General features: G+C 62.2%; 14 protein-coding genes. 9 read left to right on the top strand and 5 right to left on the bottom strand.

The genetic code is table 11. From position 1 onward, the window contains the following. Positions 1 to 89: 89 nt before the first annotated feature. Entirely contained in the window at positions 90 to 995 is a 906-nt protein-coding gene (locus P0D73_RS38355; RefSeq protein ID WP_408280174.1) for a LysR substrate-binding domain-containing protein, read from the bottom strand. Between the two features lie 107 nt (positions 996 to 1102). Here P0D73_RS38355 and P0D73_RS38350 point away from each other — a divergent pair, with 107 nt between their 5' ends. Beyond that, positions 1103 to 1993 carry an EamA family transporter gene (locus P0D73_RS38350; protein WP_408435258.1) on the top strand — a complete coding sequence of 297 codons (891 nt, stop codon included), beginning with the start codon at positions 1103 to 1105 and terminating at the stop codon, positions 1991 to 1993. Positions 1994 to 2044: 51 nt separating this feature from the next. Here P0D73_RS38350 and rfbC read toward each other — a convergent pair whose 3' ends face one another. Together rfbC and P0D73_RS38340 are read right to left on the bottom strand one after the other, a co-directional pair. After that, positions 2045 to 2596 carry a dTDP-4-dehydrorhamnose 3,5-epimerase gene (gene rfbC, locus P0D73_RS38345; protein WP_408181430.1) on the bottom strand — a complete coding sequence of 184 codons (552 nt, stop codon included), beginning with the start codon at positions 2594 to 2596 and terminating at the stop codon, positions 2045 to 2047. A 108-nt stretch (positions 2597 to 2704) separates the two neighbouring features. Next, entirely contained in the window at positions 2705 to 3700 is a 996-nt protein-coding gene (locus P0D73_RS38340; protein ID WP_408435256.1) for a GlxA family transcriptional regulator, read from the bottom strand. A 758-nt stretch (positions 3701 to 4458) separates the two neighbouring features. Between P0D73_RS38340 and P0D73_RS38335 the strand changes: the two genes are divergently transcribed. From P0D73_RS38335 to P0D73_RS38310, 6 genes are all read left to right on the top strand, one after another. Continuing rightward, complete coding sequence (locus tag P0D73_RS38335; protein ID WP_408181427.1) at positions 4459 to 4833, top strand: hypothetical protein; 375 nt, start codon at positions 4459 to 4461, stop codon at positions 4831 to 4833. Positions 4834 to 5157: 324 nt separating this feature from the next. Continuing rightward, the gene (locus tag P0D73_RS38330) at positions 5158 to 6081 is read left to right on the top strand and encodes a LysR family transcriptional regulator (RefSeq protein WP_408435254.1); all 924 of its coding nucleotides are present in this window, start codon (positions 5158 to 5160) and stop codon (positions 6079 to 6081) included. Between the two features lie 16 nt (positions 6082 to 6097). Beyond that, positions 6098 to 6772, top strand: a complete 675-nt coding sequence (locus tag P0D73_RS38325; RefSeq protein WP_132375120.1) for a response regulator transcription factor — start codon at positions 6098 to 6100, stop codon at positions 6770 to 6772. Between the two features lie 247 nt (positions 6773 to 7019). Continuing rightward, complete coding sequence (locus P0D73_RS38320; RefSeq protein ID WP_408435252.1) at positions 7020 to 10265, top strand: efflux RND transporter permease subunit; 3246 nt, start codon at positions 7020 to 7022, stop codon at positions 10263 to 10265. Continuing rightward, on the top strand, positions 10255 to 11469 hold the full coding sequence (locus P0D73_RS38315; RefSeq protein ID WP_408181423.1) for an efflux RND transporter periplasmic adaptor subunit: 1215 nt from the start codon (positions 10255 to 10257) through the stop codon (positions 11467 to 11469). Before P0D73_RS38320 ends, P0D73_RS38315 begins: the two co-directional genes overlap by 11 nt. Continuing rightward, entirely contained in the window at positions 11462 to 12958 is a 1497-nt protein-coding gene (locus tag P0D73_RS38310) for an efflux transporter outer membrane subunit (protein ID WP_408435250.1), read from the top strand. The genes P0D73_RS38315 and P0D73_RS38310 overlap by 8 nt, the downstream gene beginning before the upstream one ends. Positions 12959 to 13057: 99 nt before the next feature. Here the strand turns inward: P0D73_RS38310 and P0D73_RS38305 are convergent, their stop codons facing one another. Next, a complete protein-coding gene (locus P0D73_RS38305) occupies positions 13058 to 14236 on the bottom strand; it encodes a porin (RefSeq protein ID WP_408181420.1) in 1179 nt (392 codons plus the stop codon). Positions 14237 to 14561: 325 nt separating this feature from the next. Between P0D73_RS38305 and P0D73_RS38300 the strand changes: the two genes are divergently transcribed. Continuing rightward, complete coding sequence (locus tag P0D73_RS38300; protein WP_408181418.1) at positions 14562 to 14837, top strand: DUF4148 domain-containing protein; 276 nt, start codon at positions 14562 to 14564, stop codon at positions 14835 to 14837. Between the two features lie 10 nt (positions 14838 to 14847). Continuing rightward, a complete protein-coding gene (locus tag P0D73_RS38295) occupies positions 14848 to 15063 on the top strand; it encodes a hypothetical protein (protein ID WP_408435248.1) in 216 nt (71 codons plus the stop codon). Between the two features lie 281 nt (positions 15064 to 15344). Here P0D73_RS38295 and P0D73_RS38290 read toward each other — a convergent pair whose 3' ends face one another. Then, positions 15345 to 16460 (bottom strand): porin, encoded by a 1116-nt coding sequence (locus P0D73_RS38290; RefSeq protein WP_408435246.1) that lies wholly within the window; start codon positions 16458 to 16460, stop codon positions 15345 to 15347. Positions 16461 to 16887: the final 427 nt, after the last annotated feature.

Below are 16887 nucleotides of genomic sequence, written 5' to 3'. Positions count from 1 at the left end.
GTATCAAGATGCTCGAAGTGTAGATTTCGCGTGGATGCGTCTCAAGAAAAAATGTCGTAAAAACTCACATGGGACCAGGCGCCGACGCACTAGCCCAAAGCCGGCACGAGCTGCGGCCCGCCTTCGCGCAGACCGAGATGCAATTCCTCGCAGAGGAACGTTTGCAAGGTTTGCACGGCGGCCGCCTGCGCGCCGGAAACCTCCCGCATGAAGAGCCCGAAGTCCGCGGTGGGTGCGTCGGGCAAAGCGTCGCTTTGACCGAGCACGCGCATCGATTCCGAACGGATGTTGCCGTCGAGCAGCACCGACACGCCGAGCCCCGCTTCAACCGCGGATTGCACGGCCGGCAGACTAGTGCTGGTGCACACGATGCGCCACGCGATCCCCGCGCGCCGCAGCGCCGTCAACACCTGCTGCTGCCACAGACACGCGCCGCCGAATGCCACCACCGGCAACGCGGCCTGCGCGTCGCGGCTGAAACCGCGCGCGCCGACCCAGAAGAGCGGTTGCGTCCACGTGAGAAGCGGCGTTGCGTCGACCAGCGCGGGATCGCCGACCACCACGTCGAGGCTGCCATCCGCGAGCCGGTTCGACAGCGCCGCACTGCTGTCAACGACGATCTCCAGCGCCACTTGCGGATAAGCGATCGAAAAGCGCCGCAACGCCCGCGGCAAACGACCGACCGCAATGTCCTCCAGCATGCCGAGCCGCACGGTGCCGGACACCTGACCTGCGCTCAACGCGCGGCGCGCATCGGCGCCCGCGCCGAGTATCGTGTGGGCATACGGCAGCAACAAGTGACCTGCTTCGGTAAGCTGCACGCCGCGCGGCGAACGGTCGAGCAGACGCTGGCCGAGTTCTTCCTCGAGCCGGCGCAATTGCATGCTCACCGCGGCCTGGGTCCGCGCGAGGCGCGTCGCCGCCACGCCAACTGCGCCCGTCTCGGCCACGGTGACGAAGGCGCGCAGCAGGCTGCTGTCGAGATCTCGGGTCATAAAGGTTCTTGAAGTCAGCATAAGAAATATCAACTTATCTTAATACCGCCGGCACCGATAAGATAGCGATGACGAACTCCGATCGAGCGCCAACTCACCAGACGACCATGCAGGACACCACCCTCCAAGCTGCGCTGAATCCCGCGCAAACCAGCGTCAAACCCGCCCGCAGCGCGGCCGGGGCGGCGTTGCTGTGCGTACTGTCGATGTCGTGCGTGCAATTCGGCGCCGCGCTTTCCGCGCCGACGATGGCCACCTACGGTTCACTCAGCACCACATGGTTGCGCCTGTGCTGGGCGGCATTGGTGCTCGCCTTGCTGGTGCGTCCGCGCTTGCTGAGTTACTCGCGCGCTCATTGGACTGCCGCCGGCGTGCTCGGCGCGGCGATGGCGGGCATGACGCTGTGCTTTTTCGCGGCGCTCCAGCGCATTCCTTTAGGACTCGCCGTCGCGATCGACTTTCTCGGGCCACTCGCCGTCGCGACCTTCGCGGTCCGTCGCGCGCGAGCCTTGCTGTGGCCCGCGCTGGCGATTGCCGGCGTCATACTGCTTTCGCGCGATCGCGCCGGCTGGATCGGCGAACCGGTCGGCGTGCTGCTCGCCTGCGGCGCGGCGCTCGGGTGGGGCACCTACATCGTGTTGATGAAGAAGACCGGCACCTTGTTCGCGGGACTCGAGGGACTGTCGGTATCGCTGATCGCTGCGGCACTCGTGGCCACGCCATTCGGATTGGCGCAAAGCGGTCTGCATGTCGCGACGGGCCAGATCGCGGCGACGGCGGGCCTAGCGGTACTGGTCCCGCTGTTGCCGTACGCGCTGGAAATGGTGGCGCTGCGGCACATGCCGGCCGCCTCATTCGGAATCCTGATGAGCGTCGAACCGGCGATCGGCGCGTTGGCCGGCTTCGTCGTACTGCATCAGCCGATGGGGGTTTTACAGATCGCGGGCACGTTGCTAGTGGTGACCGCAAGCGTCGGCGCCGTAGTGGCGACGCGCTGACAGGCGCGGCACGAGACGTGCGCTTCGGCGCGGCAAGACCGCACACTTAAGTCAGGCGATGTTTTCCGCTTCGTAAAGACGCCGGCCCGCGGCATCCTTCGCGCCAAGGGTCGGTTCGAAATCGATCGGCCACTCGATGCCGATGTCGGGATCGCGCCACAGAATGCAGCGCTCCAGTTCGGGAAACCAGTATTCCGTGGTCTTCCACAAACACTCGGCAAAATTGGACAGCACGACGAAACCGAGCGCGAAGCCCGGTGGCGCCCAGATCTGCCGATAATTGGCCGCGCTCAGATACGCCCCGCACCACTTGCCGAAATTCGGCGAATTGAGCCGCACGTCGACGGCAACCGCAAAGACTTCGCCCACCACGACCCGCATGAGGCGACCCTGAGGACGTTGCACCTGATAGTGCAACCCGCGCAACACGCCATGCACCGCACGCGAATGCCGGTCCTGCACGAACTGGAAAGCTTGCGAGAGGTCGTCGATAAACTCGTCCGCGCTGAAGCTCTCGAAGCAGAAGCCGAATTCGTCGCAAAACACCTCGGGCTCGATGAGTTTCACCTCCGGCAATGCCGTCGCGATCACCTTGTTGCCCATTGCTGCTGTGCTCGTAAGAAGCCTGACCGGCGAAAACGCGGCCGCCACGACGGACGCGCCCAACTGTCGTCAGGCGCCCCGCCGCCGGCACGGGCACCTGCATGAATATTACGCCTCGCTCGCCACGCGGCTGCGTGCGCGATATTCGGTTGGAGATAGCGCCATGCGCTTGCGGAAAATCTTCGCCAGACGATCGCCGTTGCCCGTGCCGCTGCGCCGCGCAATCTTGTCGACCGGTAGTTCGGTCTCGGTCAGGAAGTTGCAGGCAATGCGCAGTCGGACCTGCAGCAGATAGTCCGACGGCGTGACCTGCATTTCATGCTTGAAACGCCGCAGGAAATTGCGCTCGCTCATCGCCGCGACTTGCGCGGCGTCGGCCACTGAAACCGGACGATCGCAATTGGCCTCCATCCAGCGCGCCGCGGCACGGATCTTCTCGGCCACGCTGAGCGTGCCGCCTTCCGCCGGCAACGGCACCCAGGTTGCAGCCATGCCAGGTATCACGCGGTCGGCAACGCTGCGAGCAAGCTCGGCACCGAGATCGCGTTTGATGAACATGAGCGCGCTGCGGGCACAATCGTTACGATCGTTGGACGCGTTGAGCGCGGACTCGCCGGTGACGTTGTTGAGATAGCGGTTCACCTGCAGTCCGTCGCTATCAGTCGGGCCGGCCGCTTCCAGCACGAGCCGCCCTTCACCGATTGTTTCGATCGCACGCGTGCGCGATTGCACCGAACGCAGCCAGCCCAGCACGCGCTCGTCGCGCGCGGCCACATGCGCGCCGTAGCCGCCCGCGATGAACAGCACGTCGAAACCGCTGGCAAAGCGCGCGTCGATACGGTCAGTCCAGATGCGCGCGGAAGAAGAACTGGCGACGCTGCCGCCGTCCATGGAAAGGAATTGCACTTCGTAAGGCTGTTCTTCACCGGCGCGCGAGCCCGAGAGTTCGTTTGCGGTCTGGAACATCTCCACCACGGTGCCTGGGCCGAGCAGCCAGAAGCCGTCGAACAGCAGCACGCCGATTCGCCGCGTTGCACTACGCACGTTCAGCGTCGGCGTATGTAACCAGGTGATCCTCGCAGTATCAAGGTGCATGTGCGGCATGATATTTCCCCAAACTGTCGTACATTGTGGACCCCGATCGCCGTTAGCAGCCACTATGAGCGAAATGATTTATTGCCGGCAGAATCACGGCAAGGCCACTTAACGGATTAAGCGTGATGTTAGCGGAATGGATCGCTATAGTAAATTTGAAAAACAAATTACTATCGAGAAACAGAATGTATGAAGAAAACCGTAATCTTGCGTTTGATATGAGAACGGCGGGTCGCGCAGCCGCGACAGCAAACCATGCTGGCGCGATTTTCGCCATCTGGCGGGGAAGCCACGTGCAGCCTTGATCTTCAGGCATCGGCGCGCGTGAACCGAGCCTGTCGGCAGGGATTCGATTTGTGACCCGCGTATGGCGGAGCGCCATCCAAAAGTGTTTCAAACTTGAACTCCAAACCTCCCAGATAATGACCGTTCAATAGCGGCTTTATTCGCAAATTGGGAATTTATCGACCACCCGATGCAATCGAACCCGTATTTAACGAATCGATCGCGATTTAGATTTGGAATCGCGATTCTCGAACGCCTAAAAATGTTTCTATATTGAAACATTGGCGGTTTTATACGTATGAACAATGCGAGGTTGCGGCGCACAATTCCGGCAAACATCAGAGGATTGAACGCCGGCCGTGGCGAGTGCGGCAGGCGCGTTCCTTAAACAAAGTTTCATCCGTGGATCGTGCTCTTTAAGGATTCGCCAGACGCGGCAGCGACATAATTTGTGCATCGTGATAGCCGCAAGGAGCCAGCACATGCCGCGCCCCATGAGCATCGAGAGAGTCAACGAATATGGTCAGCACGCGGTTCGCATCGCCATCGCAGACAGCGCCGTGCTGCTCGACGTGGCCGATCTGGACGCCGTGATCGAGCACCTCAGCGTCCTGCGGGCCGGCATGCGCCCGGAAGTGCCCAAGGAGCCGCTGCGCACCCACCAGTACGTGATCGAGATCGACCCGTGCTGGCATGCGGAGAAGCATCCGCTGCACGATGGCGCCGTGCTGTTCCTGCGGCATTCCGGTCTCGGCTGGGCCGGTTTCGCACTGCCCACCGAAAGCCTCGCCAAACTGCACCACGCGCTCACGCAGCAACTGGAAGCCTCGCTGGAAGTACACGGCATGCTCAACTGAAACACCCGCAGGCAGGCTTGTTGCGTTTCACGCAGGACTGCGTTTCAGATCACACGCGCAACGCGTTACGCAGTCCACCTATACTTCAGGGGCCGCGTAGCGGCGGTTACTTTCATTCAAGTCTCTTTCGCAAGCGCGGCTTTGTCCGCGCTCTTTTTTGTCCATTACTTAGTGTTGCTCACAGTTCTCCTGGAACCGGCAAGCCGTTCGCGCGTACAGTTCATGAACATTGCACAAAATTAAAAAAGACTTAATGCACCTAGCAGCGCGGATTTATCCGCCATCGCCGATGATGCACCCATCGCCCTTTTCTACTGTTCCAACATGAACCAGCTACAAGCGATGCGTGTCTTCACACGAGTAGTCGATCTCGCCAGCTTCAATCTCGCGGCGAGACAGTTAGGCATGTCCGCGGCCGCGGTCACGCGCAGCGTCGGCACGCTGGAAGCGCATCTGAACATGCGCCTATTGAACCGCACCACACGCAGTCTTTCGCTAACGGACGTGGGCCGCGAATATCTCGATGGTTGCCGCGCGATCATCGAGAAACTCGACGAGATGGAATCGAATCTGCTGGAGACCACGCGCGACCCGCAGGGCACGTTACGGATCGCCACGCCCATGACCTTCGCCACCGCGGGCTTGGGCGCGCTGCTTGCCGCCTACCGCACGCTGCATCCGCGCGTGGACTTCGACGTGACGACGTTCGACACGCAGATCGATCTCGTGGAAGGCGGCTTCGACGTGTGCTTCTCCGACGACCGGCGTCTCGCCAATTCGACGCTGGTGAGCCGCACACTCACCAGCGTCGACGAACTCACGGCCGCGTCGCCCACTTATCTTGCGCGCAACGGCACGCCGCGCGACCCCGCTGCTTTGAACCGGCATGGTCTGCTGACGGTGTCCGACGGTTCGCCGCGAGCCTGGGAGTTCGCGGACGCCGACGGCATTTATCGCGTCAACACCGGCAGCGCGCTCACCGCGACCAGCAGTGCAATGGTGCGCGTGGCCGCGCTCAACCATATGGGCATCGCCTTGCTGCCTATGCCGATCATCGCCGACGATCTCACGCGCGGTGCGCTTGTCCCCGTGCTCGAACAGTTCGAGATCAACGGCGGCCCGCGTCAGGTGTCGATTCTCTACTCCGGCCGCAATTACCTGTCGATGCGCGTACGCAGTTTCATCGACTTCGCGGTCAGCCAGTATCGCGCGCCGGACCGCCCGGTTGCACTGCGCGCGGTCGCCTGAAGCGGGCGCGCGCATCATGCCCAGGATATTGACGATTGAAGATGACGAGCTGATTGCTCATGACATCGTTCGCACGCTCAGCGCGAGCGGCTTTTCCGTCGATGTGGCTCACACCGGCCGCGAAGGCATGGCGAAAGTGATGGCGGGCGATTACGACGTCGTCACGCTCGACCGCATGCTGCCCGATCTCGACGGTCTGACGATCGTCGCGACCATGCGCGGTGTCGGCATGGAAACGCCCGTGCTGGTGATGAGCGCGATGTCCGATGTCGATCAGCGCATTCAGGGCCTGCGTGCCGGCGGCGACGACTATCTGACCAAGCCCTTCTCGCCCGATGAAATGTTCGCACGCGTCGAGGTGCTATTGCGGCGGCGTCCACGTCACGCGAAAGCTGAAACGATGCTGCGCAACGGCGCGCTCGAGCTCGATCTGGTGCGCCGCAAAGTGACGCACCGTCAGCGCGAACTCGATCTGCAACCCACCGAATTCCGCGTCCTCGAATTTATGATGCGCCACACCGGCCAGGTGCTCACACGCACGATGATTTTCGAAGCCGTGTGGGGTTGTCGCTTCGACCCGGGTACGAATCTGATCGACGTGCACGTGGGGCGTTTGCGCAAGAAAGTCGAGATGCCCGGCGAACGTCCCTTGATTCGCACGATTCGCGGCTCGGGCTATCTGTTCGGCTGACCCAGGCGCATTCGCATTTCTGACGAGCAAGCTTTGGCGCTGCATGCAGCGCCAAAGCCGTTTCAGCACGCCTATCGACGCAAACGCACATCACACGCCGCATCCTAAAACTAGTTTCATTTGTTTTGTCCGCGCCTGTTAGGGCCCGCTCCCCAGAATGCCGTTACCGGGCCGCGCCATTGACGCGAGTCCCCATTGCCACACGCCCGCGCAGATTCAATCGCGCCTCTGAACGGAGCAGCCTTCGATGTTAAAAATAGTCCGGTTAGCTTTGACCCGGCCCTACACGTTTATCGTGCTCGCGATGCTGATCCTGTTGATCGGCCCGCTTGCCGCATTGCGCACGCCGACGGATATCTTCCCCGACATCCGCATTCCCGTGATCAGCGTGGTGTGGAATTACGCCGGCCTGCAACCGGACGACATGTCCGGGCGCATCGTCACGTACTATGAGCGCACGCTCGGCACCACCGTCAACGACATCGCGCATATCGAGTCGCAGTCGTTTCGCGGCTACGGCATCGTGAAGATCTTCTTCCAGCCGACCGTGGATATCCGCACCGCCACCGCCCAGGTGACTTCAGTTTCGCAGACGGTGCTCAAGCAGATGCCGCCCGGCACCACGCCGCCGCAAATCCTGAACTACAACGCGTCCACGGTGCCGGTGCTGCAACTGGCGCTGACCAGCAATACGCTCGACGAACAGAAGCTCGCCGACTACGCGACCAACTTCATTCGTCCGCAATTGCTGAGCGTGCCGGGCGTGGCGATTCCCACGCCGTACGGCGGCAAGACGCGTGAAGTGCAGATCGATCTCGACCCGCAGGCCTTGCAGGCGAAAAAACTCTCGGCGAACGATGTCGCCACCGCGCTCGCGCAACAGAATCAGATCATTCCGGCGGGCACCGAGAAGATCGGCCGCTTCGAATACAACATCAAGCTGAACAACAGTCCGCTTGCTCTCGACGAATTGAACGCGCTGCCGATCAAAACCGTGGACGGCGCCACGATCTATATCCGCGACGTGGCGCACGTACGCGACGGTTATCCGCCGCAAGGCAACGTGGTGCGCGTGGACGGGCACCGCGCGGTGCTGATGAGTATTCTGAAGAACGGCTCCGCCTCCACACTCGACATCATCTCCGGCGTAAAGGCACAACTGCCGCGTATCGAAGCGACCTTGCCGCCCGGACTCAAGCTTGTCACGATGGGCGATCAGTCGACCTTCGTGAAAGGTGCCGTCAGCGGCGTGGCGCGCGAGGGCGTGATCGCCGCCGCGCTCACTTCGCTGATGATCCTGCTGTTCCTCGGCAGTTGGCGCTCCACGCTGATCATCGCGGCGTCGATTCCGCTCGCCGTGCTGGCGGCCATTGCCGGGCTCGCGGCAATGGGCGAAACGCTCAACGTGATGACGCTCGGCGGCCTTGCATTGGCGGTCGGGATTCTGGTCGACGACGCCACCGTCACCATCGAGAACATCAACTGGCATCTGGAACAGGGCAAGGACGTAAAGAGCGCGATTCTCGACGGCGCCGCGCAGATCGTCGCGCCCGCGTTCGTGTCGTTGCTGTGCATCTGCATCGTGTTCGTGCCGATGCTGTTGCTCGACGGCATTGCGCGTTTCCTGTTCGTGCCCATGGCCGAGGCCGTGACCTTCGCGATGATCGCCTCCTTCGTCCTCTCGCGCACTTTCGTGCCGATGATGGCGCAATACCTGCTGCGTGCCCATGCATCGGGCGGCCACGCGTCCGGTGAACTGGCCGCGACGATGGACCCGCATGGCGGCCACTCCCACGCCGCGCCTTCGCGCAATCCGCTGGTGCGCTTCCAGCGCGGCTTCGAGCAGCGCTTCGAACGCGTGCGCGGCGTGTACCGGATCGTGCTCGGTCTCGCGCTCACGCATCGCAAACGCTTCGTGACGGGCTTTCTGATCGTGGTGGGGGCGTCGTTCCTGCTCGCGCCGTGGCTCGGCCGCAATTTCTTCCCCGATATCGATTCCGGCGAAATTGCGATCCACGTGCGTGCGCCGATCGGCACACGAATCGAAGATACCGCCGCGCAGTTCGATCTGATCGAGAACGCGGTGCGCCGCGCAATTCCGCCGGACCAGTTGCGCAGCATCATCGACAACATCGGCTTGCCGAATAGCGGGATCAATCTCACGTATAACAATAGCGGCACGGCTGGGCCGCAAGATGGCGACATTCTGATCTCGCTGAACGAAAATCATCGGCCCACCGCGGACTTCGTGCGCACGTTGCGTGAAACCCTGCCGCGTCAATTTCCGGGCACGACGTTCGCCTTCCTGCCGGCCGATATCGTCAGCCAGATTCTGAATTTCGGCGCACCCGCGCCGATCGATCTGCAAGTGGCCGGTCCGAACCAGGCCGCCAATCACCGGTACGCGAATGAAGTCATGCGCCGCATGCGCATGATTCCCGGCATTGCCGATACGCGCATGCAACAGGCGTCGACGTATCCGCAGTTCACCGTTTCCGTGGACCGCTCGCGCGCCGATCAGCTCGGCATTACCGAACAGGATGTCACCAACTCCGTGGTGGCGAGTCTGTCCGGCACGAGCCAGGTGTCGCCGACGTACTGGCTCAACCCTAACAACGGCGTGTCGTATCCGATCGTCGCGCAGACGCCGCAATATCGCATGACGTCCCTGTCGAATCTGAACAACCTGCCCGTGACCGGCAAGAGCGGCCAGGCGCAGATTCTCGGCGGCATTGCGACGATTACACGCGGCGTGGGCAATGCGGTGGTCTCGCACTACGACATCGAACCGCTCTACGACGTGTTCGCGACAACCCAAGGCCAGGATCTCGGCGCGGTGGCGGCGAAGATTCAGAGCATCCTGCACGCGACGGAGAAAGACGTGCCCAAGGGTTCCATCGTCACGTTGCGCGGACAGGTGCAGACGATGAATAGCGCGTTTCTCGGTTTGTCGCTCGGTCTGGTCGGCGCGATTGCACTGATCTATCTGCTGATCGTCGTGAACTTCCATTCGTGGAGCGACGCGTTCGTGATCGTCACCGCATTGCCCGCAGCGTTGGCCGGCATCGTCTGGATGCTGTTCACCACGCGCACGCCGCTCTCGGTGCCGGCGTTGACGGGCGCGATTCTGTGCATGGGCGTGGCGACCGCCAACAGCATTCTGGTGGTGAGCTTCGCGCGTGAACGGCTGGCCGTCACCGGCAACGCCTTGGTCGCCGCGATGGAAGCGGGCTTTACGCGCTTTCGCCCGGTGTTGATGACCGCACTCGCGATGATCATCGGCATGGCGCCGATGGCGCTCGGTCTCGGCGACGGCGGCGAACAGAACGCGCCGCTCGGCCGCGCCGTGATCGGCGGCCTGCTTTGCGCGACGTTCGCCACGCTGCTGTTCGTCCCCGTCGTATTCAGCATCGTGCACCGGCGCGACGCCGCCGCTCACCGCCTCTCGCACGACCACTCTTCTTCCGAACCCGGAGTCCAACATGTCCACTGAGATCGAGATCAATTCGCCGAAACGGCTGCGTCATCTGAAGCTCATCGGTATCGTCGCGCTGCTGGCGGCAGCGGGCATCGTGGCGAGCGGCGTTGCCAGCCGCGTGCATGCGAAACAGGAATTGACCACCTGGTCCGCCCAGCAAGCCGTGCCTACCGTAGTGGCTTACACACCTAAGCGGGACCTCGACGCGCAAGCACTGGTGCTGCCCGGCCGTCTGTCGGCCTTCGTCAATGCGCCGATCTATGCGCGGGTGTCGGGTTATCTGCATGCGTGGTACGCGGATATAGGCACGCATGTCAAAGCCGGGCAGTTGCTCGGCGAGATCGATACGCCCGACCTCGACCAGCAATTGCAGCAGGCGCGCGCCGATTTGCAAAACTCGGTGGCCAATGAAAAACTCGCGGCGTCCACCGCGCGCCGCTGGACGCAGATGTTGCAGCAGGACTCCGTCTCGCAGCAGGACGCCGATGAAAAGACCAGCGATCTCGTCGCCAAACAGGCCACCGTCGCCGCCAACGAGGCCAACGTGCGGCGCCTCGAAGCGCTCGAATCGTTCAAGCGCATTACCGCGCCGTTCGACGGCATCGTCACGGCGCGCACCACCGACATCGGCGCGCTCATCAATGCGGGCGGCGGCAATGGGCCCGAACTGTTCTCGGTGTCCGACGCGCATCAGCTGCGCGTCTACGTGAGCGTGCCGCAGGATGAAGCGGCCGCGATCCAGCCCGGCATGAGCGCCACGCTCACGGTGCCCGAGCGGCCGGGCGCGAAGTTCAACGCGAAACTCGTCGACACCGACGACGCCATCACGCCGTCTTCCGGCACCTTGCTGGTCCAGCTCGCGGTCGACAATCACGACGGTTTGCTGATTCCCGGCGAGTACACCGAGGTGCATTTCGCGTTGCCGACCAACGCGCACGCGTTGTCGATTCCGGCGAGCTCGCTGATCTTCCGGCAGAACGGTTTGCAGGTCGCCGTGGTCGGCAAGGGCAATCGAGCGGAGCTCAAGCCCGTATCGATCGCGACCGATCTTGGCACGCACGTCGAAATCGCCTCGGGTTTGAACGCCACGGATCGCGTAATCGACAACCCGCCCGACTCGCTCGCATCCGGCGATAAAGTGCGCTTGCAGACCAGCCCGAGCGGCACGAGCGACACCGCCCTGGCCGGCCGACGCACGGTGGAGAGCACTCATGGATAAACGCCGTCTATGCATCGCACTGGCGGCCGCGGCGTTGCTGAACGGCTGCTCGTTCGCGCCGACTTATCACGCGCCGCCTACCAGCATCCCCACCACGTTCAAAGAAAGCGGCCCGTGGCAGCTCGCCCGACCCGCTGACCGCGTGCCACGCGATGCGTGGTGGAGCGTGTATCGCGACCCCGTGCTCGACCATCTGGAAGAACAGGTGGCCGCCGCGAACCCCGACGTCGCCGCGGCGATGGCGCGCCACGACGAAGCCGCGGCCGATCTCTCGCAGGCGCGTTCGGGCCTGTTTCCGACCATCGGCGCCGAAGCCTCGGTCGAACGCCAGCGGCAGTCGGATAACCGGCCGCTACGTGGCGCGGGACAGCCTGCGGTGTACGGCGCTAATACCGTCGACGTCGGCATCGCCTACGACCTCGACCTGTGGGGCAAGGTCCGCAATGAAGTGGCCGCCGGCCGCGCCGCGATGCAGGCCAGCGAGGCCGACCTCGAATCGGTACGTCTGAGTTTGCAGGCGAATCTCGCGAGCGCCTATTTCAACCTGCGCGGCCTCGATGCCCAGCAGCAACTGCTAAACGATACGATCGACACCTACCAGCGCGCCCTCACGCTCACGCTGAGCCGCCACGCCGGCGGCATCGCATCGGATCTCGATGTATCGCGCGCGCAGACGCAACTCGACACCGCGCGCGCTTCCGCCGACGACATCGCCGCGCAGCGCGCGCTCTTCGAACACGCGATCGCCAGCCTGACCGGTGCGCCCGCGTCCAGTTTCACGCTCGCCGCCGTGACCGACTCTGCCTACTTGCCGTCCATTCCGACCGGCGTGCCGGCGGCGCTGCTGCAACGGCGCCCCGATATCGCCGCGGCCGAACGGCGTGTTGCCGAGGCGAACGCGCAGATCGGCGTCGCCAAGGCAGCGTTCTTTCCGGACATTTCGCTCGGCCTCGACGGCGGCTATCAAAGCGACACGCTCTCGCCGTGGCTGATCGCGCCGAACGAAATGTGGTCGGTCGGGCCGAGCCTCGTATTCACGCTCTTCGACGGCGGCCGCCGCGCGGCGATCACCGATCGGGCCCGCGCCAAGCTCGCGGAAAATGGCGCCAAGTACAAGGCCGCTGTGCTGCTCGCCTTCCAGCAGGTCGAGGACAACCTCGCGCAACTGCATCATCTCGGCGACGAGGCCACGAAACAGAACGAAGCGCTCATCGCTGCGCAACGCACGTTGACGCTGTCGATGTCGCGCTACCGTGACGGCGTGGTCAGCTATCTCGACGTGGTGACGGCGCAGACTACCGAACTCGATACGCAGATCTCGGCGCTGAACCTCAATACGCGGCGTTTGCTGGCTTCCGTGGCGTTGATCGAGGCATTGGGCGGTGGCTGGTCGGCCGACGCCGCCAGGAGCGCCCCTGACGTCCAGGCGGCGCAGGCACAAACGCACGCGAACGCCGCTAAAGCACGCGTTGCCGACGCCGCGGGTTAACGCGTCCCACGGTACATAAAAAAAAATCGCCGGCTCATCACCGGCGACTTTTGCGTTTGCGCGGGCGCTCGCGTCGAGCGGATAGTCCGCTCGCTTCGCTCAGAACCTGTGCCGCACGCCGACGGCCACCACGGCCTGCCGGTTGTTCGAAGAGGCCGCCAGCGAATAGATCGAGGCATTGCCGAGCACCGCGATGCCGTCCGCACCCGACACGTGCTGGTAAACGCCTTCGAGATACAGATCGGTGCGGCGCGACAAGGCGTAATCCGCTTGCAGCATGAACTGATTCCATTTCGGCGAGACGCTCTTGCCCGCGTCGCTGAAATGTCCGTCGGTAAATGTATAAGAACCGCCGAGTGTAAACGCGGGCGTTAGCGCGTAGCGGGCGTTCAGCTCGTAATTGTTGAAGGTCAGCAGATCGCCATTGAGCGTGGAATAGGCGCCGCCTTGCATGATCTGATGCGGGTCGTCGAGCATCGTACGCGTGAAGACGAGGCCGACCGTCGCCGCGCCGAACGTATAGCGCCCCGCCGCGCCGAGAATGCGTTGACGCGCGCCGGTGAAGGTCGCATCGCCGTCGCTGCTGCTCACCGCGCCACCCGTATTGGCGGGCTGATTGACGCCGCCCGGCTGGTTGATCTGCAGATACGCGACGGCCAGATTGAACGGACCGCCCGCCCACTGGGCGCCGAGGCTATAGGCGTTGTTGTTGCTGAAGCCGCCCGCCGCGTTGCTGAACGCGTAGGCGCCGCCGACCGTGAGACCGTCATAGGTCGCACTGCGGAATTTCAGCGCGTTGTTCATGCGCAGATCGTTGTTGAGGTTGTCGTTATCGAACGGGTGATCGGCGATATTGCCGCCGAAGCCCGAACCGGTCGCCGACAGCGGCGCGACGAAATCCACCAGAAAGTCGTATTGCCGACCCAACGTCACAGTGCCCCACTGCTTGCTCGCGATACCCACCCATGCTTGCCGGCCGAACTCGTCCCCGCCGTTGGAGAATTTGCCGCTGTCGATATTGAAGCCGTTCTCGAGATCGAAGACCGCGCTCAATCCGCCGCCCAGATCTTCGTTGCCGCGCAGGCCCCAGCGATCCGTGCTCACGTTGCCGCTTTCCATCATCCAGTTGCTTTTACCGCCGGTGGCCGTCTTCTGATTGCTGATGTAGTCGAGACCCGTATCGAGCGTGCCGTAGAGCGTCACGCTGCTTTGCGCATGTGCTGCCGCACAGAAGGTGCCGGCCAGCGCGACGAGTGTGGTTGCCAATGCTTTGTTCATGTTTGATTCCGGGTAAGAGAAGGCGCCGGCCCGCGCATTGTCGGACCGATCCCGCACACCGTGCGGGTAGCCGCAATGTAGATAGACGCGGTGACACATCCGTGATCAAAACCAGCCGTTTCATGAAACGTTTTTTATCTTCGTGACATGCATCCGGCGAATGCCTGATTCATCGGCTCACGGACGCTCGAACGGATAAATATCTTTTCATGCACACACCGCCGATCCGCTAAAGCCGGTTGACTATCCTTCTCATCAACCGATCCACGAATGCAGTGAGATTCGCGCATCGGCCCATCCAACTTGATTTGTGAGGATTACGAACATGAAATCTCTGTCGCTCGCCATCGCTTTCATCGGCGCTACCGCAACGGCTTCCGCCTTCGCTCAATCGACCACGACACCGACCCAACAGCCCAGCGCACCGTCGATGCAGGTTGCCGCGAATAGCACCGCAGCGATCAATGCCGCCGGTTCGTGGGTTCCGCCGTATGGCCAGGCCACCGGCGAAAAGACGCGCGCGCAGGTCTATCGGGAACTGGTACACGCAGAGAAGGACGGCCAGCTCGCGTATCTGAACTCGACGATTTACGCGCACTGAGACGCCTGCAATGCTCGATCTCCGACCACGCGCCACTTTCGCGCTGTTGCTCGCCACCGGCCTCGCGGCCGCGGCCACTTCGGCCGTCGCCGCGCCGCCGGTGGGCGGCACGCTCAGCCGTTCCACGACGCTGTCACCCGCTGGAAAGTGGAGTTCGCCGACCGCCACGAACGATCACGGCAAGACGCGCTCAGGTCTACCGCGAATTGATCAAAGCCGAGGGTGACGGTCAGATGAACTATCTCAACCAGCTCTACCGTTAATCGCACCACCCTCTTCCTCACCGACGATATCGATGACTCTTCGCACCGCGATCAAACGCTCCGCGCACTTCGCCGCGGCCGCTGTCGCAGCCGGGCTCCTGCTATCCGGCTGCGCGACGACCCCTTCGAGCACTGCCGACAGCTGCGTCGGCCCACCCAGTTACTGCAACATCTACTTTGGCTCCTAAAAGGAAGAGCGCGCTACCCTCGCGGATAGCGCGCTCTTTTACTGACTGCTCCGATTCTAGAACGAGTGCCGCACGCCGACTCGGCCGACCACCTGTTTGCCGTTGGACGACGGATCGAAGCCGGCAATCTGCGCGACTGCGCCGCCGCTTGCTTTCTGCAGCGCGGCGAGTGCATACACGGCAGTACGTTTCGACAGTTCGTATTCCGCGCTCAGATTGAGCTGCTGATACTTCGGCTCCTGATTGGTGGCGTGATCCCGGCCATCCGTGTAGGTGTAGCCTGCTGCGAGATTGAGCTGACTAGTCGCGGCGAACGTACCGGCGATTTCATAGTTCTGGAATTTGACGTCCTGACCCGCGTCGCCCTGCTGGAAATTGACATTGGTAAAGTTGCCCATGACCTTGAACTTGCCGAGTTGATACGAAGCGCCGGCGGCAAAGATGCCCTGACTACGCGCATTGGCGAGAAAGTTGCCGTACACGGCATTGGTAAATCCTGGGCTGTTCTGATAGCTCTGAATCGACTCCTCCGGATCGTTGACACGCAAATAGCCCGCACCAATGGAAAACGGCCCATTCGTATACGCCGCCGCCGCGCTATAAGCCGCATTATTCGAAAACTGCCCTGCCTGACCGCCAAACGAATAGAGCGCTTCGCCGGTAAATCCGCCGATGGTGGGACTCTTGTACTTCACTGCATTGCTGATTGCAAAGCCGTTATCGAGGTTATCCATGTCGTTCGGATGGGAGAAATACCAGCCACCGTAGCTATCGTTGAGCGAGAACGGTTCAATGAGATCGACCACGGGATCCCACTGCCGCCCGAGGGTGACGGTGCCGACCGTCTGACTGGCGAGACCCACATAGGCGTTACGCGAGAACGCGAGCCCGCTGCCGAGACTACCGTTAGTCGAATTGAAACCGCTTTCGAGATCAAAAATAGCGGACAGTCCGCTACCGAGATCTTCTTTGCCTCTGAGCCCCCAACGGCTGCCTGCGCTCACACCGCTGGCCATCTGATAGAGACGGCTGCCGTTGACGTTGCTGGCGAAATCGATACCTGTGTCGAGGAGCCCATAGAGCGTGACGCTGCTTTGCGCGTGTGCCGACGACGCGATACCGACGCAAAACAGTGCCCCGACCAGTTGCGCCAGCTTCATCTTCTGATTCATGAATCACCTTCCATTTAATTGAGGATGCCTGAAAACAGCGACCGCATTGCAATGGATGCAGCCACGAGACGAATATATCCAGATCAGAAAACACCGCCCCTGCAAGACAGACTTTCAATAAATGCGTTGGATTTTCATGCCCCGATCATTGACGGGAGTGCATGAACGGGTCGAGCAAGCAGAGGGAACGAGAGAGAAGGAAGAAAAAGCAACGAACGCGTCCGCATCATGGACGCAGCAAACCAATTGGTTTAGAGAAGTACCGCGACGGCGCGCGCAGCGCCGCCGGAAGAATGACTGCTGTGTCACGAACGCGGAATGTGCGAGAGCACGGATTCCAAATGCACCACTACCTGAGATGCGCGGGGGACCCGCTTAAAGGCTAGCGGTGTAAAGCCGCTTTCTTTGCCTACTTTCTTTGCGGCAA

Origin of the sequence: Paraburkholderia sp. RL18-101-BIB-B, from assembly GCF_046026985.1 — a bacterium.
Classification (GTDB): Bacteria; Pseudomonadota; Gammaproteobacteria; order Burkholderiales; family Burkholderiaceae; genus Paraburkholderia.
Note: the sequence above shows the minus strand (reverse complement) of the source record. Positions and strands in the feature narration are given on the sequence as shown.